General features: G+C 75.8%; 15 protein-coding genes and 1 riboswitch. Of the genes, 5 read left to right on the top strand and 10 right to left on the bottom strand.

Translation table 11 applies throughout. The features are described from left to right. Positions 1–23: 23 nt before the first annotated feature. Positions 24–3,809, bottom strand: a complete 3,786-nt coding sequence (gene cobN / locus IE313_RS02620; RefSeq protein WP_189929178.1) for a cobaltochelatase subunit CobN — start codon at positions 3,807–3,809, stop codon at positions 24–26. Positions 3,810–3,863: 54 nt separating this feature from the next. Beyond that, positions 3,864–3,946, bottom strand: a riboswitch (cobalamin riboswitch). Positions 3,947–4,390: 444 nt separating this feature from the next. Then, the gene (locus tag IE313_RS02615; protein ID WP_189929177.1) at positions 4,391–4,678 is read right to left on the bottom strand and encodes a hypothetical protein; all 288 of its coding nucleotides are present in this window, start codon (positions 4,676–4,678) and stop codon (positions 4,391–4,393) included. 139 nt (positions 4,679–4,817) lie between these two features. Between IE313_RS02615 and cobG the strand changes: the two genes are divergently transcribed. The 3 genes from cobG (at position 4,818) to cobJ (ending at position 8,955) form a co-directional block, all read left to right on the top strand. Further along, the gene (cobG, locus tag IE313_RS02610; protein WP_229924295.1) at positions 4,818–6,389 is read left to right on the top strand and encodes a precorrin-3B synthase; all 1,572 of its coding nucleotides are present in this window, start codon (positions 4,818–4,820) and stop codon (positions 6,387–6,389) included. A 2-nt stretch (positions 6,390–6,391) separates the two neighbouring features. Beyond that, positions 6,392–7,027: a precorrin-8X methylmutase gene (locus IE313_RS02605; protein ID WP_189929176.1), complete on the top strand. Its 636-nt coding sequence runs from the start codon at positions 6,392–6,394 to the stop codon at positions 7,025–7,027. 257 nt (positions 7,028–7,284) lie between these two features. After that, a complete protein-coding gene (gene cobJ, locus IE313_RS02600) occupies positions 7,285–8,955 on the top strand; it encodes a precorrin-3B C(17)-methyltransferase (protein ID WP_189929301.1) in 1,671 nt (556 codons plus the stop codon). Here cobJ and IE313_RS02595 read toward each other — a convergent pair. Next, complete coding sequence (locus IE313_RS02595; RefSeq protein ID WP_229924294.1) at positions 8,929–9,795, bottom strand: cobalt-precorrin-6A reductase; 867 nt, start codon at positions 9,793–9,795, stop codon at positions 8,929–8,931. The two genes, cobJ and IE313_RS02595, sit on opposite strands and share 27 nt — an antisense overlap. Before the next feature lie 17 nt (positions 9,796–9,812). Here IE313_RS02595 and IE313_RS02590 point away from each other — a divergent pair, with 17 nt between their 5' ends. Further along, positions 9,813–11,144, top strand: coding sequence for a cobalt-precorrin-5B (C(1))-methyltransferase (locus IE313_RS02590; protein WP_189929175.1), 1,332 nt, complete (start codon positions 9,813–9,815; stop codon positions 11,142–11,144). Here IE313_RS02590 and IE313_RS02585 read toward each other — a convergent pair. After that, positions 11,141–12,124: a LysR family transcriptional regulator gene (locus IE313_RS02585; protein ID WP_189929174.1), complete on the bottom strand. Its 984-nt coding sequence runs from the start codon at positions 12,122–12,124 to the stop codon at positions 11,141–11,143. The two genes, IE313_RS02590 and IE313_RS02585, sit on opposite strands and share 4 nt — an antisense overlap. Positions 12,125–12,276: 152 nt before the next feature. On the opposite strand from IE313_RS02585, the gene IE313_RS02580 reads away from it, so the two are divergent. Continuing rightward, positions 12,277–13,638, top strand: coding sequence for an MFS transporter (locus IE313_RS02580; protein WP_189929173.1), 1,362 nt, complete (start codon positions 12,277–12,279; stop codon positions 13,636–13,638). 426 nt (positions 13,639–14,064) lie between these two features. Here the strand turns inward: IE313_RS02580 and cobM are convergent, their stop codons facing one another. From cobM to tgmA, 6 genes are all read right to left on the bottom strand, one after another. Further along, a complete protein-coding gene (gene cobM / locus IE313_RS02575; protein ID WP_189929172.1) occupies positions 14,065–14,814 on the bottom strand; it encodes a precorrin-4 C(11)-methyltransferase in 750 nt (249 codons plus the stop codon). Next, complete coding sequence (gene cbiE, locus IE313_RS02570) at positions 14,811–16,256, bottom strand: precorrin-6y C5,15-methyltransferase (decarboxylating) subunit CbiE (RefSeq protein ID WP_229924293.1); 1,446 nt, start codon at positions 16,254–16,256, stop codon at positions 14,811–14,813. The genes cobM and cbiE overlap by 4 nt, the downstream gene beginning before the upstream one ends. A gap of 85 nt (positions 16,257–16,341) precedes the next feature. Continuing rightward, positions 16,342–17,019, bottom strand: coding sequence for a GNAT family N-acetyltransferase (locus IE313_RS02565; RefSeq protein ID WP_189929171.1), 678 nt, complete (start codon positions 17,017–17,019; stop codon positions 16,342–16,344). Between the two features lie 115 nt (positions 17,020–17,134). Then, positions 17,135–18,271: an ATP-grasp peptide maturase system methyltransferase gene (tgmC, locus tag IE313_RS02560; protein WP_189929170.1), complete on the bottom strand. Its 1,137-nt coding sequence runs from the start codon at positions 18,269–18,271 to the stop codon at positions 17,135–17,137. Beyond that, the gene (tgmB, locus tag IE313_RS02555; protein ID WP_189929169.1) at positions 18,261–19,241 is read right to left on the bottom strand and encodes an ATP-grasp ribosomal peptide maturase; all 981 of its coding nucleotides are present in this window, start codon (positions 19,239–19,241) and stop codon (positions 18,261–18,263) included. The genes tgmC and tgmB overlap by 11 nt, the downstream gene beginning before the upstream one ends. Next, positions 19,241–19,492 (bottom strand): putative ATP-grasp-modified RiPP, encoded by a 252-nt coding sequence (tgmA, locus tag IE313_RS02550; RefSeq protein WP_189929168.1) that lies wholly within the window; start codon positions 19,490–19,492, stop codon positions 19,241–19,243. The genes tgmB and tgmA overlap by 1 nt, the downstream gene beginning before the upstream one ends. Positions 19,493–19,613 lie beyond the last annotated feature (121 nt).

The following is a 19,613-nucleotide window of genomic DNA, read 5'->3' as shown; positions in this document are numbered from 1 at the left end:
CCGACGGCACCGGTGCGCCGGCCTCAGACGCCGTCCGCGCCGTCTTCCGAGTCCTCTTCGAGGGAGCCCTCCACCTCCAGGAACGCCTCCCGCAGGGCTGCGAGGACCGCCGGATCCGGCTTGGCCCACATACCGCGGGACTCCGCCTCCAGGAGGCGCTCCGCGATGCCGTGCAGCGCCCAGGGGTTGGACTCCTCCAGGAACGCGCGGTTCACCGGGTCCAGGACGTAGGTCTCGGTGAGCTTGTCGTACATCCAGTCGGCGACCACTCCGGTCGTCGCGTCGTAGCCGAAGAGGTAGTCGACCGTGGCGGCCAGCTCGAAGGCGCCCTTGTAGCCGTGCCGGCGCATCGCCTCGACCCACTTCGGGTTGACCACGCGGGCCCGGAAGACCCGGGAGGTCTCCTCGGTGAGGGTGCGGGTGCGCACCGTCTCGGGTCGCGTGGAGTCGCCGATGTACGCGGCGGGCGCGCTGCCGCGCAGCGCGCGCACCGCGGCCACCATGCCGCCGTGGTACTGGTAGTAGTCGTCGGAGTCGGCGATGTCGTGCTCGCGGGTGTCGGTGTTCTTCGCGGCCACCGCGATCCGCCGGTACGCCGACTCCATCTCGGCACGTGCCGGACGCCCTTCGAGCCCGCGGCCGTACGCGTAGCCGCCCCAGACCGTGTACACCTCGGCGAGGTCGGCGTCGGTGCGCCAGTCGCGGGAGTCGATGAGCTGGAGCAGGCCCGCGCCGTACGTGCCCGGCCGGGAGCCGAAGATCCGGGTGGTGGCGCGCCGCTCGTCGGCGCCCGCCGCCAGGTCGGCCCGGGTGTGGGCGCGCACGTGGTTGCTCTCGTCGGGCTCGTCGAGTGCCGCGACCATCCGCACCGCGTCGTCGAGGATGGCGACGGTGTGCGGGAACGCGTCGCGGAAGAAGCCCGAGATGCGCAGCGTGACGTCGACGCGGGGCCGGCCCAGCGTCGTGAGCGGCACCGGCTCCAGGCCGGTGACCCGCCGCGACGCGTCGTCCCACACCGGCCGCACGCCGAGCAGCGCCAGCGCCTCGGCGACGTCGTCGCCCGCGGTGCGCATCGCGCTCGTCCCCCACAGCGACAGGCCCACGGACGTCGGCCACGCGCCGTCGTTGTCGGCGCGGTAGCGGGCGAGGAGGGAGTCGGCGAGTGCCTGGCCGGTCTCCCAGGCGAGCCGGGACGGGATCGCCTTCGGGTCCACGGAGTAGAAGTTGCGGCCCGTCGGCAGGACGTTGACGAGGCCGCGCAGCGGCGAACCGGACGGGCCCGCGGGCACGAAGCCGCCGTTCAGGGCGTGCACGGTGTGGTCCAGCTCGGCGGTCGTGGCGGCCAGCCGCGGCACCACCTCGCGGGCCGCGAAGGCGAGGATGTCCGCGACCGCGTCCGGCAGGCCCGCGGCCACCCGGGGCACCGCGGCCGGGTCCCAGTCGGCGTCCTCCATGGCCGTGACGAGCGCGCGGGCCTGCTCCTCCGCGGTGTCGGCGGCGGTCCTGGTCGCCGCGGACTCGTCCAGGCCGAGGGCCTCGCGCAGTCCGGGCAGCGCCGTGCTGCCGCCCCAGATCTGGCGGGCGCGCAGGATCGCGAGGACCAGGTTGACCCGGTCCCCGCCGGCCGGCGGTGCGCCCAGCACGTGCAGGCCGTCGCGGATCTGGGCGTCCTTGACCTCGCAGAGCCAGCCGTCGACGTGCAGGATCAGGTCGTCGAAGCCCTCGTCGTCGGGCCGGTCCGCGAGCCCGAGGTCGTGGTCGAGCCGGGCGGCCTGGATCAGCGTCCAGATCTGGGCGCGGATCGCCGGGAGCTTCGCCGGGTCCATGGCGGCGATCTGGGCGTGCTCGTCCAGCAGTTGTTCGAGGCGGGCGATGTCGCCGTAGGAGTCGGCGCGGGCCATCGGCGGCACGAGGTGGTCGACGAGGGTGGCGTGCGCGCGGCGCTTGGCCTGCGTGCCCTCGCCCGGGTCGTTCACCAGGAACGGGTAGACCAGCGGCAGGTCGCCCAGGGCGGCGTCGGGGGCGCAGGCCGCGGACAGGCCCGCGTTCTTGCCGGGCAGCCACTCCAGGTTGCCGTGCTTGCCGAGGTGGATCACGGCGTCCGCGCCGAAGCCGCCCTCGCCGGCAGGGGCCGCGAGCCAGCGGTAGGCGGCCAGGTAGTGGTGGGACGGCGGCAGGTCCGGATCGTGGTAGATCGCGATGGGGTTCTCGCCGAAGCCGCGCGGCGGCTGGATGAGGATGAGGACGTTGCCGTACCGCAGCGCGGCCAGCACGATGTCCCCGGCGCCGTCGGCACCGGCCCGGCTGCGGTCGACGAACATCTCGCCGGGCGGCGGGCCCCAGTGCCGCTCCACCGCGGCCCGCAGCTCCTCGGGGAGGGTGGCGAACCAGCGCTCGTAGTCGGCGGCCGGGATCCGGATCGGGTTGCGGGCCAGTTGCTCCTCGGTCAGCCAGTCCTGGTCGTGGCCGCCCGCGTCGATCAGCGCGCGGATCAGCTCGTCGCCGTCGCCCGAGGCCAGCCCGGGCACGGCGGGCGCGCCCGTCTGCGGGTCCGGCTCACCGAGGTCGTAGCCCTCCGCGCTGAGCCTGCGCAGCAGCGCCACCGCGGAGGCCGGCGTGTCCAGGCCCACGGCGTTGCCGATCCTGGAGTGCTTGGTGGGGTACGCGGAGAGCACCAGCGCCAGGCGCTTGCGCTCGGCCGGTATGTGGCGCAGGCGCGCGTGGCGCACGGCGATGCCGGCGACCCGCGCCGCGCGCTCCGGGTCGGCCACGTACGAGGGCAGGCCGTCCTCGTCGATCTCCTTGAAGGAGAACGGCACTGTGATCAGCCGCCCGTCGAACTCGGGCACCGCGATCTGGCTCGCCGCGTCCAGCGGCGAAACACCCTCGTCGTTCTCCTCCCACGCGCTGCGCGGGCTGGTCAGGCAGAGCGCCTGGAGCACCGGAACGTCCAGCGCGGCCAGCGCCCCCGCGTCCCACGCCTCGTCGTCGCCGCCCGCCGACGCCTGTGCGGGCCTGCTGCCGCCCGCGGCGAGCACGGTGGTGACGATGGCGTCCGCCGCGCGCAGCTCCTCGATCAGCTCGGGCTCGGGGGCGCGCAGGGAGGCGACGTAGAGGGGCAGGGGGCGGGCTCCGGCGTCCTCGATGGCGGTGCAGAGCGCCGCCACGAAGCCGGTGTTGCCGCTCATCTGGTGGGCCCGGTAGTAGAGGACGGCGACGGTCGGGCGGGGGGCGGCGGGTTCGGCCTGGGGCCGGGCCGCGGGTGCCGCCTCGGATCCGGTGGGGCCCGTCAGGTGGCCCCAGGTGGGGGCGGGGGCCGGGGGGTCGAAGCCGTGGCCGGTGAGCAGGACCGTGTCCGACAGGAAGCGGGCGAGTTGGGCCAGGTTGGCGGGGCCGCCGTGCGCCAGGTAGGCGTGCGCCTCCGCGGCGATGCCGATGGGGACGGTGGAGGCGGCCATCAGTTGGGCGTCCGGGGCCTGTTCGCCGGTGAGGACGACGACGGGGAGGCGGGGCACGTCCGGTGCGCCCGGCCCGCCCCCGGTCCCGGCGGCCTCCACCTCGCCGCCGGTGCCCGTGCCCGTGCCGTCCGAGGATGCGGTCCTGTCCGCGCCGAGGAGCAGGTCGAGGCCGTCCTGCCAGGCCCGGATGCCGCCGAGGAGGCGCACGACCACGAGGTCGACGCCGTCGAGCAGGGCGGGCAGGTCGTCCAGGGCGAGCCGGGTCGGGTTCGCGTACCGGTAGGTGACGGGGCCTTCGGCTGCGCGGGCGCTGAGCAGGTCCGTGTCGGAGGTCGACAGCAGCAGGATCATGCGGCGGGGCCTTCCTCGGGGTGTCCACGCCCCGGGTGGTCGTGTGGACGGCGGGAGTTCCTGACTCGCCCGGTCCGGGTTCACCCCGGGCCGGACTCACAGTGGCGGGACCGCGCCGGTGTCACACCGGCTTCCTCCCCCGGACCCCCGGTGGGGACCCATGTCGTCGCTGGCAACAGCGGTCCCGCGGGGGCGGAACCACCGTGAGGCATGGTACGGCCGCACATGGCTTCGCGGGGACCTCTGCCCGGTACAGGGCTTTTCTGACGATCAGGCAGTGCGCAGACCGCCCCGGGCCCCGCCCGGCACCGGCACAGGACCCCGCGAGCCGCACGGCCACCGGCAGCCGGCCACCGGGCCACCGCGCCACCGCCGACCGGCCACCGGGACACCGCCGACGGGCACCGGGCCTCCGCGCCACCGCCCGGAGCCGCGAGGCGGTCGGGGCGGTCGGGGCGGTCGGGGCGGTCGGGGCGGTCGGGGCGGTCGAGGCGGTCGAGGCGGTCGAGGCAGGGAAGCCGGGGAAACCGGAGAGGCCGGAGAGGCCGGGGAAACCGAGGAAGCCGGGGAAGCCGTGCCGTTCAGGGGCGTGCGGCGTCCGCGTCGGCCGCCGGGTCCGTGACGGCCGCGTCGGTGACGTGGTGCGCCACGGGAGCGGTGGTGCCCGGGGCCGGGGCCGCCTCCCGGTCGGCGGCGACGTCCGTCAGCAGCCCTTGGCCGAAATCCGTCAGGTCGTACCGCACGGCCGCGGTGCGGGGCCCGCCGAGCCGGTCGAGGCTGCCGTCGTCGACGAGGTGGCCATGTAGCGAGATCAACTCGTTGCCGGCCGTGCGGTCTTCGCGTGTGAGCGCGATACGGCGTCCCTCCACGCCGTCCCCTTCCGTGCCGTCCGGCCCCGGCCGTCCCACCGGGTCCGGCTGAAACCTTTCCCCCTGGCCGAACGGTATCCCCTGTCCGCGTGGTCGGCGCCGTATATTTCGGTTGAACCCCGTAGGTATGCTCGCCCGCATGCCCCCTCCCACCAGGCCCACCACAGACGCCTGCCCCGGCGCCCTCAGGCTGCACAGCGCCGAGGACGGCCGGGTGGCCAGGATCCGTGTCCCCGGTGGCGTGCTGACGGGTCGGCAGGCAGCCGTACTCGCGGACGCCGCCGACCGCCTGGGAGACGGCCACCTCGGCATCACCTCCCGCGGCAACGTCGAGATCCGCGGCCTCGACCAGCACGACGCCGCCGAGTGGACGGACCTGCTCACCGGCGCGGGCCTGCTCCCGTCCCACCGGCACGAGCGGGTCCGCAACATCGTCGCCACCCCGCTGTCCGGCCTGGACGGCCGCGGGCACGCCGACACCCGCGCCTGGGCCGCGCAGCTCGACGCCCTGCTGTGCGGACAGGACTGGACGGCGGAGCTGTCCGGGCGCTTCCTTTTCGTACTCGACGACGGCCGCGGTGACGTCACCGGCCTCGGCGGCGACGTCACCGTGTCCGGCGCGCCCGGGGGCCGTGCGGTCCTGCGCGTCGGTGCGCACACCGCGCGGATCGCCGCCGCCGACGCGCCGCGGGCCGCGCTCGCCGCCGCGCGGGCGTTCCTCGACGCGGCGCGCGCCGCGGGCACCGGCGCCTGGCGGGTGGACGAACTGCCCTCGGGACATGCGCCCGACCTGGCCGGGGCACTGCACCGGGCCGGCCTTGAGGCGGAGTTCACCGCCGCGGCCGCACACCCCACCGAACCCACTGCACCCACCGAACCCACCGAACCCACCGATCTCGCCACACCCACCGCACCCGCCGAATCCGCCGCACCCGCCGAATCCGCCGGATCAGGCGGATCAGGCGGAACCGGCGGAACCGGCGGAACCGCCGGCGGCCCGCCGCCCGGTCTGCTGCCCGCCCCCGACGGCACCGTCGTCCTGTCCGTCTTCCCGCGGCTCGGCAGGCTCTCGGTCGCGCAGTGGCGCGCCCTGCTGCCCGGGTCCGGTGGGGAGCTGCGGCTGACGCCGTGGCGGGGGATCGTCGTGCCGGGCTGTGCCGCGGCGGTCGCGGACGAACGGCTGCGGGCACTGGAGCGGGCCGGGTTCGTCACCCGCGCCGACTCCCCCTGGTACGGGCTCGGGGCCTGCACCGGAGCGCCGGGCTGCGCCAAGTCCCGTTCCGACGTGCGCTCCGACGCCTCGGCCGCCGCACGGGCCGGGGCCCGCGTCCCGGACGCGCTCCCGGCCGGCGGCCATGGCCTGCCCGTCTACTGGTCCGGCTGCGCACGGCGGTGCGGTCACCCGCACGGCGACTGGGTCGACGTGCTCGCCGCGGACGACGCGCCTGCGCAGGAAACCCTGGAGGCGCAGGAAGCGCAGGACGGCGCACCCGGCGACAACCGTGGCACCCCTCCGCACGGCGCACCGGGTACCGCCGGTCCCACCCCCGCCGCACGGCACGGCTACCGCACCGCCCTGCGCCGCACGGCCGTCCCGGCCCCGGCGCCCGCACCCGTCACCGGACCAGACCCTGACCCCGACTCCCTCGTCCCCCTTGTGTCCCCCGTCCCCCCTGTCCGCGTACCACCGACCCGAGCGAGCGCACAGTGACCGTGTTCGAGTATGAGAAGGACGGGGCCGCGATCTACCGGCAGTCCTTCGCGACCATTCGCGCCGAGGCCGACCTCGCGCGACTGCCCTCCGACGTGGCCCAGGTAGCAGTCCGCATGATCCATGCCTGCGGCATGGTCGACCTGGTGGACGACCTCGGGTACACGCCGGGCGTCGTGGCCCGGGCGCGTGCCGCACTGCGGGCCGGAGCGCCCGTGCTGTGCGACGCCCAGATGGTCGCGAGCGGCGTCACCCGCCGCCGGCTGCCCGCGGGGAACGAGGTGATCTGCACCCTCTCCGACCCGTCCGTGCCCGCACTCGCGGAGAAGCTGGGCACCACCCGCAGCGCCGCCGCGCTGGAACTGTGGCGCGACCGGCTCGACGGCGCCGTGGTCGCCGTCGGCAACGCACCCACCGCCCTCTTCCGGCTGCTGGAGATCCTTGAGGAGGGCGGGTCCGGCGGGCCGCGCCCGGCGGCCGTCATCGGGATGCCCGTCGGGTTCATCGGGGCCGCGGAGTCCAAGGAGGCGCTGGCGGCCTCCGCCCTCGGCGTCGAGCACCTGGTGGTGCGCGGGCGGCGCGGTGGCAGTGCGATGGCCGCTGCGGCCGTCAACGCGATAGCGAGCGAGGCGGAGTGAGCACTCAGGCGAGCACCGGACGGCCCGGCCACGACGGCACCGGCCGCGACGGAACCGGACGGAACGGCACCGGGCAGAACGGCACGGCACCCCGCGGCGACGCGGGCCGGGCGCCGCACGCCACGGCGCAGGGCAGCACGGCGCAGGGCAGCACGGCGCAGGGCAGCACGGCGCAGGGCAGCACGGCGCAGGGAGGCACGGGCGCCCCGCGCACCGGCCGGCTCTACGGCGTCGGACTCGGCCCCGGCGACCCGTCGCTGCTCACCGTGCGGGCCGTCGAGGTGATCGGCGCCGCGGACGTGGTCGCGTACCACAGCGCACGCCACGGGCGCTCGATCGCACGGTCCATCGCGGCGCGCCACCTGCGTGCGGACCACATCGAGGAGGCGCTGGTCTACCCGGTCACGACCGAGAGCACCGACCACCCTGGCGGGTACCGCGGGGCGCTGGAGGAGTTCTACGAGCAGGCGGCGGCCCGGCTCGCCGTGCACCTGGACGCGGGCCGCAGCGTCGCGGTGCTCGCCGAGGGCGATCCGCTGTTCTACGGCTCCTACATGCACATGCACAAGCGGCTGGCGCACCGCTACCCGACCGAGGTGGTGCCGGGCGTGACGTCCGTGAGCGCCGCCGCGGCCCGGCTCGGCACCCCGCTGGTGGAGGGCGAGGAGGTGCTGAGCATCCTGCCGGGCACCCTGCCCGAGGAGGAGCTGGCGGCACGGCTCGCCGCCACGGACGCGGCGGTGGTGATGAAGCTCGGCCGCACCTTCCCCGCCGTGCGCGGCGCCCTCGCCAGGGCCGGCCGGCTGGCCGACGCGCACTACGTGGAGCGGGCCACCATGCCCGGCGAGCGCACCGGCGAACTCGCCGCCGTCGACGCGGGTTCCGTGCCGTACTTCTCGGTGGCGGTCCTGCCCAGCCGCCTCACGGCGCCCCCGGCCACCGGTCCCGCGGCACATCTGGCCACGACCGGGGACCCGGCGGACGCGCCTCAGCCCTACGCGGACCCCACCGCGGACGCACCGCAGCCGCACGCGGACGCCGCCGCCGGCGCACCGCACGCCCGTGGCGTGCTCCCGGCGGCCCTGGCGCCCGCCCCGCCCGCCGCCGAGACCGGTGCCCCGCCCGCGGGTGAGGTCGTGGTGATCGGCACCGGACCCGCGGGGCCGCTGTGGATGACGCCCGAGACCCGGGGCGCACTGGCCGCCGCGGAGGACCTGGTCGGCTACACGACCTACCTGGACCGCATCCCGGTCCGCCCGGGCCAGCGCCGGCACGGCTCGGACAACAAGGTGGAGGCGGAGCGCGCCGAGTTCGCGCTGGAGCTGGCGCGGCGCGGTCGGCGGGTCGCGGTGGTGTCCGGCGGCGACCCGGGCGTCTTCGCGATGGCGACCGCCGTGCTGGAGGCCGCCGCGCAGGACGCGTACCGCAAGGTGCCGGTGCGGGTGCTGCCCGGGGTGACCGCGGCGAACGCGGCCGCGGCACGCGCCGGTGCGCCGCTCGGCCACGACTACGCCACGCTGTCCCTGTCGGACCGGCTCAAGCCGTGGGAGGTCATCGCGGGGCGGCTGCGCGCCGCGGCCGCCGCCGACCTGGTGCTCGCGCTCTACAACCCCGGTTCCCGCAGCCGCACCTGGCAGGTCGGAAAGGCCCGCGACGTGCTGCTCGAACACCGGGCGCCGGACACCCCCGTGGTGGTCGCCCGGGATGTCGGCGGGCCAGGGGAGCGGATCCGGGTGGTCGAGCTGGCCGCGCTCGACCCGGCCGAGGTCGACATGCGCACCCTCCTGATCGTCGGCTCGTCCCAGACCCGCACGGCACGCCGCGGCGGGCCGGACGGCGACGAGGTGGTGGTCGCCTGGACACCGCGCACGTATCCGGAGGACGCCGCACCGCCCGCCGCGCTACCCGTCGCCCCACCGCACCCGTAGCCACGCCACCGCCTCCTCGGGGGTGGTGACGACCGGGACGCCGTCGGGCAGCGGCGGCCGGCCGACCATCACCACCGGGATGCCCGCCTCGCGGGCGGCGGTGAGCTTGGGGGCGGTGGCGAGGCCGCCGCTGTCCTTGGTGACGAGGACGTCGATGCGGTGCCGGCGCAGCAGCTCGCGCTCGCCGTCCAGGGTGAAGGGGCCGCGGTCCAGCAGCACCTGCATCCGCGGCGGGTGCGGCGGCTGCGGCCGGTCCACGGAGCGCACGAGGAACCAGGGCGTGTCCAGTGCGGCGAAGGCGGCGAGGCCCATGCGTCCGGTGGTGAGGAAGACACGGCCGCCGAGCGCGGGCAGCAGCGCGGCCGCCTCCTGGAGGGAGCCGGCCGGGTGCCAGTCGTCGCCCGCGCCGGGCACCCACCCGGGGCGGCGCAGCGCGAGGAGGGGAACATGGGCCCTGGCGGCGGCCTCGGCCGCGTGGAAACTGATGGTCCCGGCGAAGGGATGGGTGGCGTCGATGAGCACATCGACCCGGTGCTCGGCAAGCCAGCGCGCCATGGGCGCGATCCCGCCGAAGCCGCCGACGCGCACCTCGCCGGGGGGCGTGCGCGGCGCGGCGACCCGCCCGGCGAGCGACGTGGTGACCCGCACGGCCGGACCCGCGGACGCGGCCCGGGCCGTGGCACCGGCCGCACCGTCGGCGCCGGTCGCGCCGGTCGCGCCGGTCGCGCCGGTCGCGCCGGTCGCGCCGGTCGCGCCGGTCGCGCCGGTCGCGCCGTCTGCGGTCAGCAGCTCCGCCACCCTCCGGCCCTCCGTGGTGCCGCCGAGGACGAGTATGTGCATGCCGGGGAGGTCCTTCCATGACTGAGGCGACGGACGGCGCGGGACAGGGCGGGCGCCGGGGTCAACTGAAGCACAGCGGGCTGCGGCCCGGCTGGACGACCGGGGCCTGCGCGACCGCGGCGGCCACCGCGGCGTGGGTCGCGCTGCGCACCGGGGAGTTCCCCGACCCGGTGACGATCGTGCTGCCCGGCGGGCGCACCGTGGCGTTCGCGCTGGCCGTGGAGGAGCTGGACGAGGACCGCGGCACGGCCACGGCCGGGGTCGTCAAGGACGCGGGCGACGACCCTGACGTCACGCACGGCGCACTGGTGCGGGCGACCGTGCGGCGGCTGCCGCCGGGCTCGGGCGTGGTCTTCAGGGCCGGCCCCGGCGTGGGCACCGTCACCCGGCCCGGACTGCCCCTCGACGTGGGCGAGCCCGCGATCAACCCCGTACCGCGGCAGATGATCCGCGACAACCTGGCCCGCGCCGCCCACCCCACCGGCCCCGCCGGGACCGCGGCCACGGAAGCCACCGCCGAAGCCGTCACCACGGTAGCCACCACCACGGAAGCCGCGGACACCGCAGCCGTCACCACGGAGGCCGCCGCCACGGAAGCCGTCGCGGAAGCCCCCACCACCACGGAAGCCGTCTCCGCCGAGGTCACCGTCTCCATCGACGACGGCGAGGAGATAGCCCGGTCCACCTGGAACCCGCGGCTCGGCATCCTCGGCGGTCTGTCCGTCCTCGGCACGACCGGCATCGTGGTGCCCTACTCCTGCTCCGCGTGGATCGACTCGATCCGGCGCGGCGTGGACGTGGCGCGGGCCGCGGGGCGCCGCCATGTCGCAGGGTGCACGGGCGCCACCTCGGAGCGGGCCGTGGTCGACGCGTACGGGCTCCCGGAGGACGCGCTGCTCGACATGGGCGACTTCGCGGGCGCGGTGCTCAAGTACGTCCGCCGGCACCCCGTCGACCGGCTCACCGTCTGCGGCGGCTTCGCCAAGCTGTCCAAGCTGGCGGCCGGGCACCTCGACCTGCACTCGGCGCGCTCCCAGGTGGACAAGGGGTTCCTGGCGTCGCTGGCCCGGCGGGGCGGGGCCGACGAGGCGCTGGCGGCGGCGGTCGCGGCGGCCAACACCGGCCTTGAGGCGCTCCGGTTGTGCGAGGCCGCCTCGGTGCCGCTGGGCGACCTGGTGGCCGGGGCGGCCCGCGACCACGCCCTGTCGGTGCTGCGCGGCGCGCCGGTGGCGGTGGACGTGATCTGCATCGACCGGGCCGGAACGGTGGTGGGGCGCAGCGCCGTCGCGGATCCCGGTGCCGGGCCCGGCACCGGGGCGGGGGCGGGGGCCGGGGCCGGAGCCGTCTAGACCGTGCGGCTCATGTCGTTGCCGCCGCGCGGCGCCCGGGCGGCGACCGCGCGCCGTGTCCACTTCGGCATCCAGGTCCCGGGGGCGCCGGGGCGGGGCCGCAGCGAGTCGAGGTGGTCGCGCAGCGCGGCGAGCGCGGGGTGCGGGTTGTCGGCGCGCCTGAGCAGCGAGTGCGGGTAGACGGGCGTCGGGTCGTGGAGCGCGACGCGCCGCAGGTCGTACTCGGCGGGCCAGACCAGGCTGGTCCGCTCGCCGATGAAGGTCGCGAACACGGGTGAGCCGGCGATCGTGTCGAGGAGCGGCTCGGTGCCGAGGTCGGGCCCCGTGACCTCGATGGTGCACCCGAACGCCGCGGCCAGCTCGTCGTAGTAGGCGGCCCACTCGGTGCCGGCGACGTTGCCGGGCATCCAGATCCGGTGCCCGGCGAGCCGGTCGGGTGTGATCGCGCCTGCGGCGGCGAGCGGGTGCCCGGGGCCGGTGAGGAGCTGGACGGGTTCGTCGAGGACACGGGTGGCCTCGACGCCGTCGGGGAGCCGCCGCGCGGACCCGGGGACGGCGCGGAACGACACGTCGATGGTCCCGGCGCGGACGGCGGCGACGGCGGCTTCCGCGTCGAAGAGGGTCACGACGTCGAGTTCGGTGGCGGGGTGCGCGCGGTGGAAGCCGCGCAGCAGGTCGGCGGGTGCGAGCCGGCGGCCGATCACGTCGACGCGCAGCGCGCGGCGGCCGGGCCGCACGGAGGCGGCGGCCCGCTCCTCGGCGCGCAGCAGGTCGCGGGCGTGCGGCAGGAACGCCTGGCCGTCGATGGTGAGCCGGGCACCGCGCGCGCCGCGCGCGAACAGCCGCACACCGAGGTCCTTCTCCAGTGCGGCGACGCGCTTGGAGACGGCCTGCTGGGTGACCGAAAGGCCCGCGGCGGCCTCCTGGAACTGGCCCGTGTCCGCGACGGCGACGAAGGTGCGCACCGCAGTGAGATCCACATCCGCCAGCCTAGCCTTACAACGCGCGGTTGTTGCCCGCGGGCCGGGTCGGTTGTTTGCTCTCCGGCCCCGCCTCGCGCTTGGATCTCGCTGGTCGGCGCGGGGTCGGCGCGACGGGCCGGGGGACCGGACGGCGGAAGGGTGCGCTGGGCATGGTGTGGCGGAGGCGGTCGCTGGGGCGGCGGTTCGAGTGGCTGTGGGCGGCGTACGCGGTCAGCGCGATGGGGACGAGGCTGGCGTTCAACGCGTTCCCGCTGATGGCGATCCGTCTGCTGCACGCGAGCCCGGCGCAGGTCTCCGCGCTGGCCGCCGTGGGACCGGCGGTGGGCGCCCTGGTGGCCGTGCCGCTCGGGCCGTGGGTGGAGTTCCGCCGCAAGCGGCCGGTGATGGCGGCGATGGACCTGGTCCGGTGCGCCGCGCTGCTGACCGTCCCGGTGGCGTTCGCGTGCGGCCTGCTCACCTTCGCCCAGCTACTCGTGGTGTCGGTCGCCGTGGCCGCCGCCGACATCGCCTTCACCGCGGCCAGTGGCGCGTACCTGAAGGCGCTCGTGCCGCCGAAGGACCTGCTCGCGGCCAACAGCCGCCTGGAGTCCACGACCTGGACCACCACCGTGCTCGGGCCGCCGCTCGGCGGGGCCGCGATGGGTCTTCTCGGCCCGGTGGCGACCGTGCTGGCGGACGCGGTCAGCTACCTGCTGTCGGCGCTGGGCATCCGCGCGATCGGCGGCGGCGAGCCGCAGCCCGAGCGGCCCGAGCGGCCCGAGGACACTGGGCGGCCCGAGCGCACAGGGCGGACGGGGCGCACTGGGCGGACGGGGCGCATTGGCCGTACCGGAGGCACCGGACGCACCGGCGGCGCACCGGCCCGGCCGCGTGCCGGCGACCTGCTCGACGGGTGGCGCCACATCCTGGCGAACCCGGCGCTGCGTCCGCTGTTCTTCAACACGGTCCTCGTCAACGGCCTGATCATGGCGGCCGAGCCGCTGCTCGCCGTCCTCATGCTCGGCCCCCTCGCCTTCGCGCCGTGGCAGTACGGCCTCGCCTTCGCCGTGCCCTGCCTGGGCGGGCTGGCCGGCTCCCGGCTCTCCGGCGGGCTCGTCGCCCGGTTCGGCCGGCGCAGGGTCATGCTCACCGCCGGGGCGCTGCGCGTCTGCTGGCCCGTGGGGCTGGCCTTCATCCGTCCCGGCCTGCCCGGTCTCGTCCTCGTCATGGGTGTGGAGCTGGGGCTGATCTTCTGCATAGGGGTCTTCAACCCGGTGTACGCCACCTACCGGCTGGAGCAGACGGACCCGGGCCGCGTCGCCCGCACCCTGTCCGCCTGGTCGGTCACCAGCAAGGCCGCCATCGCGACCCTGACCGCACTGTGGGGCGTGCTGGCCGCCGCCGCGGGCCCCCGCACCGCGATCGCGCTCGCCGGCGTGCTCCTCCTCGCCACCCCGCTCCTGCTCCCGCGCCGCGAGGACCCCGCACCGCACGAGCCGGCGGAGGCCGCGCGGACGGCGGCGAGGACCTGATCGACCCGCACCGCCGCGCGGTGCCGTTCTCCTTCCGGCGGATGGACGCACCGCGCCCGCAGCGCACCGGGTCCACATCGACGTGTGGGTGCCGTACGACCGGGCCGAGGCGACCGGACCGAGGCCACCGGAACGAGGCCACCGGAACGAGGCCCGGACAGCCGTGGCGCCCGTGGTCGGCGGCCGTCTGGTGGACGGCGCCGACGCGCCGCCGAAGCGGGTGCCGGCCGGTCCCGAGGGGAACGAGGCGTGCGTCGGCATGGCGGGCCCGCCCGTGCACCGCTCCGCTCGACCGCACCGGATCGCCGGTTGAACACGGGACACCGGCAGCGCCAGTGACGGCCGGGACCACCCGCCCCGCACACGTAAGGGTCGCGCCCCACCAGGCACGGGTACGGGTCGCGCCCCGCCCAGCAGACGCGCCGCCTAGCAGACGTGCCTGTCGCGCTCCGCCGAGTAGAGGTGGCTGTCGCGGAACTCCGCCGCGGCCAGCGTCCGGCCCACGATGATCACGGCGGTGCGGGTGATGCCCGCCTCGCGCACCTGGCCGGCGATGTCGGCGAGGGTGCCGCGCAGCACCAGTTCCTCGGGGCGGCTCGCGTGGGCGACGACGGCGGCGGGGCAGTCGGGGCCGTAGTGCGGCAGGAGTTCGGCGACGACCTCGTCCGCGTGGCGCACCGCCAGGTGCAGCACGAGCAGGGCGCCGCTGCGGCCGAGGGTGGCCAGGTCCTCGCCCTCGGGCATCGGGGTGGCCTGCCGGGCGATCCGGGTGAGGACGACGGTCTGGCCGACGGTCGGCACGGTCAGCTCCCGGCCCAGCGCCGCCGCGGCGGCCGCGAACGCGGGCACGCCCGGCACCATCCGGTACGCCACGCCCGCCGCGTCGAGCCGCCGCATCTGCTCGGCGACGGCACTGAAGACGGACGGGTCGCCGGAGTGCAGCCGGGCCACGTCCTGACCCGCGCGGTCCGCGGCCACCAGCTCCGCGGTGATCTGGTCAAGGTCGAGCCGTGACGTGTCGACCAGCCGGGCGTCCGGCGGGCAGCCGTCGAGCAGTTCGCGCGGCACCAGGCTGCCGGCGTACAGGCAGACCGGGCAGGCGGCGAGCAGCCGGGCGCCGCGCACCGTGATCAGGTCGGCGGCGCCGGGTCCCGCGCCGATGAAGTACACCGTCATGGCCGGCCTCCTGGGGCTGTGGGGTACGGGGGGCTTGCGGGGCCCGCGCCGGGCGGCGCGGCGGCATCGGGTAGCACGGGGGCGCCGGGCGGCGCGGCGGCATCCGGCGCGTCAGCGGGCGGTGGGTCAGCGGGCGGTGCGTCAGCGGAGGAGGGCGGCGGGTTCCCGGCCGGGTCCCGGCCGTCCTCCGGCTTGGTCGCCGCCCACTGCGTCACCGGCATCGCCTGCCGCCAGCCGGTGAAGGTGCCGACGGGCACGGCGTGCGCGACGGCGAGGCGCACGAGTTCGCCGCCGTACCTGCGGTGGGCGTCGGCGAGCAGGGCCTCCGACTCCAGGGTGACGGTGTTGACGACCAGCCGCCCGCCGGGCGGCAGCGCGGCCCAGCAGGTGTCGAGCAGGCCGGGCGCGGTCAGCCCGCCGCCGACGAACACCGCGTCGGGCGCGGGCAGTTCGGCCAGCGCGGCGGGAGCCGCGCCGGTGACGACGCGCAGGCCGGGTACGCCGAGCCGGGCGGCGTTGCGCTCGATGCGCGCGGCGCGGACCGGGTCGCGTTCGACGCTGACGGCGCGGCAGGCGTGGTGCGCCCGCAGCCACTCGATGGCGATCGAGCCGGAGCCGCCGCCCACGTCCCAGAGCAGTTCGCCGGGTGCGGGCGCGAGGGCCGCGAGGGTGGCCGCGCGGACGTACCGCTTGGTGAGCTGTCCGTCGTTCTCGTACGCCGTGTCGGGCAGCCCGGGCACCGCGCCGAGCCGGACCGCGCCGGGTGCCCTGCGGCACTCGACGGCCACGATGTTGAGCGGGTCGCCGGGCGGCTCGGACCAGTCGTCGGCGGTGGCCCCGGCGTCCGGGACCACCCGCTCGCGCGGTCCGCCGAGCTGTTCGAGCACCCGCAGCGCGCTCGGCCCGAACCCGCGGTCCCGCAGCAGCGCGGCGACCTCCGCGGGCGTGCCGGCACCCGCGCTGAGCACCAGCAGCCGGCGGCCGTCGTGCAGCGCGGCGGCGAGCCGGTCCGTCGGGCGGCCGACGAGCGTGACGACGTCGGTGTCCTCCAGCGGCCAGCCGAGCCGGGCGCAGGCGTACGACACGGAGGACGGGTGCGGCAGGAACCGGGGCTCCGCGACGCCTTCGCCCCGCAGCGCGGCCGCCTCCTCGGCGACGGCCCGCCCGATGCCGTGGAACAGCGGGTCCCCGCTGGCGAGTACGGCAACCCTGCGGTCCGCGTGGGCGGCGAGCAGCCGGGGCACCGCGGGCCGCAGCGGCGAGGGCCACGCCACCCGCTCGCCCCGGCACTCCTCCGGCAGCAGCGCGAGCTGGCGGGCCCCGCCGATCACGACGTCCGCCCCGCACAGCTCCCGACGGGCGGCCGGGCCGAGCCCGGCCCACCCGTCCGCACCGATGCCGACGACACTCACACCAGGACGCGAGGGGATAACGGGAGCCATCTGCGCGGTCGCCTCGTGACGGGGTCGGCCGGCGCGGGTGGCTCCGGCGGGGTGGACGGGGGTGGACGGGAGTCCGACGGGCACTCTACGACGTCGCCGGCCGGGCGCTCCGGCCGAGGGGCCCCGGGGCCCGCTCGGGGGGCGTGCGCTCCGTCGGCCGCCCGAGGACCGTCACCGTGTCCGGGTGCGGCACGGCCAACTCCCTGAAGCCGAGGCGGTCGTAGAAGGCGCGGGCCGCGACGTTGGCGGTGGCCATGGTGAGGTGCACGGCGGGGACGCCCCTGCCGTGCAGCTCGTCCAGGAAGCGGTGCATCAGGGCGCGGCCGAAGCCGCGGTGCTGCCACTCGGGGAGCAGGTCGATGTGCAGGTGGGCCGGGTGGTCGGCCAGCTCGGGGACGACCATGCGCTCGGGGTCGTGCAGGAGCGCCAGCATCTCCTCGGTGGGGGTCGAGGGCGGGCCGGCGGGCGCCGGGTAGCGGGCCGCGACCCTCGGCAGCCACTCGGTGCGGAAGGCCGCGGCGAACCGGGGCGTGTCAGCGGTGCCGAGCACGTAGCCGACGGCGCGTCCGGTGCCGTCGTCGAGGACGAAGGTCAGCTCGGGCTCCAGCTCGGCGTACGGCGCGGCGAAGATCGTCGACAGCAGGCCGTGGTCCGGGTAGACCTCGCGTGCGTCGCCGCCCGCGTGGCCGGTGCGGACGCAGATGTCGTCCAGCGCGGGACGGTCTTCAGGGCGGTATCGGCGGACGGCCGGTTCGTTGCTCACGTCGGAATCCTCACCCGCGGGAAGCGCTCTCACAAGGGCACCCGTGGACGGTGCGTGGCCTCCGCGAAGTTCTCGGTCGCGGCCGTTCCACGTGCGTCGGCTTCCTCCCGTGCCCCTAGAACGGGAGCTGCCAGCCCGGTCCCGCCGGGTCCCCGATCCAGACCGTCTGCACCTCGTCGGTGGCGGTCATACCGAACCCCGACTGATCGGGCGAGCCCGCGGCCCGCCACGTCAGCAGGGCCTCCTCCACCTGGTCCCACAGGCGCAGCGGTCCGTGCTGGTGGACCCGCCAGCCGCTCCCCGCGACCTCCGTCCACGCCTGCGATCCGGTCGCCACGTCGACCAGGACCGCACGGTCGCCGCTTCCCACGTACTCGGCCGACGGAGCGGCGAGCTGGGCGACGAAGCAACCGGTCCAGTCCTCAAGGAGGCCGGGATCGACACGGCAGGTCCGGGTCTCGCCGTCCAGCGGGTAGAACACCGGGCGGGGCGGGCGCTCGTGAGGTCGGGCGAGCATGTAGGAGATCGTGTCCCCGGTGAAGCGACCGGTCGCCACGCCCTCGTCGTCGACCGTGAGACGAATGAGGCCGGAGGCCGTCATCCAGCCACCCAGGGTGGTGGTGATCGTGCCACCGGCGCGTACCTGCCACAGCCATGAGCGAGGGATGTGCCGCACCGAGCACGTGGCGACCACGGCGTCGTAGTCAGCGCCCTCCCGGTGCCCCTGGAGGCCGTCGCCGACGACCAGGTGCGGGGAGCAACCGGCTGCGCGCAGATGCTGGGCGGCGCTCGCGGCCAGGGCGGCGTCGTACTCGACCGAGTAGACGTGCTCCGCGCCGATCCGGTGGCAGAGGATGGCGGTGGAGTAGCCGGTCCCCGTTCCGATCTCCAGTACCTTGTCCCCCTCCCGGACTCCGGCCGCTTCGAGCGTCCGCACCACCAGGGAGGGCAGGGTGGAGGAGGACGTCGGCCGACCGGACAGCGGCCCGGCGGCGTCAGCGGCGGCGACGCCCTCGACCTGGGTCACCCACGTGGTGTCGGAGAACACGAGCCCGAGCCAGTCCTCCTCACCGACTTCCGCTCTGTGCACGGGCTCCCACTTCGGCCCGTCGGCCCGATAGACATGACCACCCAGGAAGAGGTCACGCTGCACGGCCTCCACGGCCGCCCGCCACGCCGGGTCCTTCAGCGCACCGGTTCCACTGATCCTGTCGGCCAGAGCGCGGCGGAGTTCTGCGGTGTCAGTGGTCATGGCGATGTCCCGGTTGCTGAAGCCGGTCGGCGAGCGCGACGGCGATCCTGTCGGTGATGCGGTCGGGGAACCAGGCCCACTGACCATTGGGGTTGCACTCGAACAGCCACCACCGTCCGTGCGCGTCGAGGCCGAAGTCGAAGGCTCCGAAGACGAGGCCGAACGCGTGCAGATAGGCCCGCACCCCCTCGGCCACCGACGGTGGTGTCTCCATCACGGTGTAGGACAACGCCTCGTAGTCCCGGCGCCAGTCCAGGCCCGGCGCACCGTCGATGCGCACCGCGAACTGCTGTCCGCCCACGACGGTGAGGCGGACGTCGGCGACTTTGTCCAGGCGCTGCTGGAACATATGGATGGTCCCGGCCACGCCCACGCCGATTTCCGACGGGTCCACCTCCTCGATCCACACAGTGAGCGCTCGGGTACCACCGCCGCGGTAGGCAGTGTTTCGCACCGGCTTGTAAACCACGGGCCCGTGGTCCTTCGCGAACCTCCGGGCCCGGTCGGGGTCGTTGGTGACCAACGTCGCCGGCACGGCGAGACCGCACCGGGCGGCGACCGCGAGCTGCGCGGGCTTGTACTCCGCGTCCCGGTTCCGCCATGGGTGGTTCACGTAGTGCGCACCGGGCAGCGCCCCGAGGATGCCGCCGAGGCCGTACCGGGCCTGGTCGACGCACCAGTGCGCGTCCTCCTCGGGCAACCCCTCGGGCGCCCCGTAGGGGCTCGGCCTGCGCCAGTACACGGAGCGCACCTGCTGGAGGTCGACACGCCTGGTGGACGTGTGCAGGCTCCCGCCCAACCCGCCCGCACCCAGGAACGCGCTCACGCTGACGGCCGCGGGAAAGTCACCGGGGTCCAGCCGGAAGACGGGTACCGCACGGTCGTTCAGCTTCTCGATGACCACGTCCGCCGTCACATCGTCGAGCCTGCTGACGACAAGTACGGCCGGTGGCTCTCGGGTGCCGGGCATCAGTCGGTGTCGCCCTCCTGGTCGCTCCCTTCGTCCCTGTTACCGTCAAGGCTCGTCCTCGGGCTGGTCTCCTTCGAGGTCTCGGACCTCTTGTGCCGGTCCGTCACCGGCACTGGCGTGCCGTCCTCGTCGACCCACAGACCGGTCTGCGTCTTCGGGTCGAGCACGACGACACTGTGGGAGACCCGCGATCCTGCCGGGAACGGCCTCATACGGGTCAGTCCCCAGGGCTTCGTGGTGTGGTCGGTCATCTACGCCTCCTGCTCGGCGCGTTGCTTTCAGTGACCAGTGTGCTACGGACAGCTTCTCCCGGCTAGATGGCCCGCCGCATCCCAGGTGCCCCTGGCATCTGGCAGTGGCCGGTGGAGTTCT

Origin of the sequence: Streptomyces sulfonofaciens (assembly GCF_014656295.1) — a bacterium.
GTDB classification, from domain to species: domain Bacteria; phylum Actinomycetota; class Actinomycetes; order Streptomycetales; family Streptomycetaceae; genus Streptomyces; species Streptomyces sulfonofaciens.
This window is presented reverse-complemented; position numbering and strand designations above follow the sequence as displayed.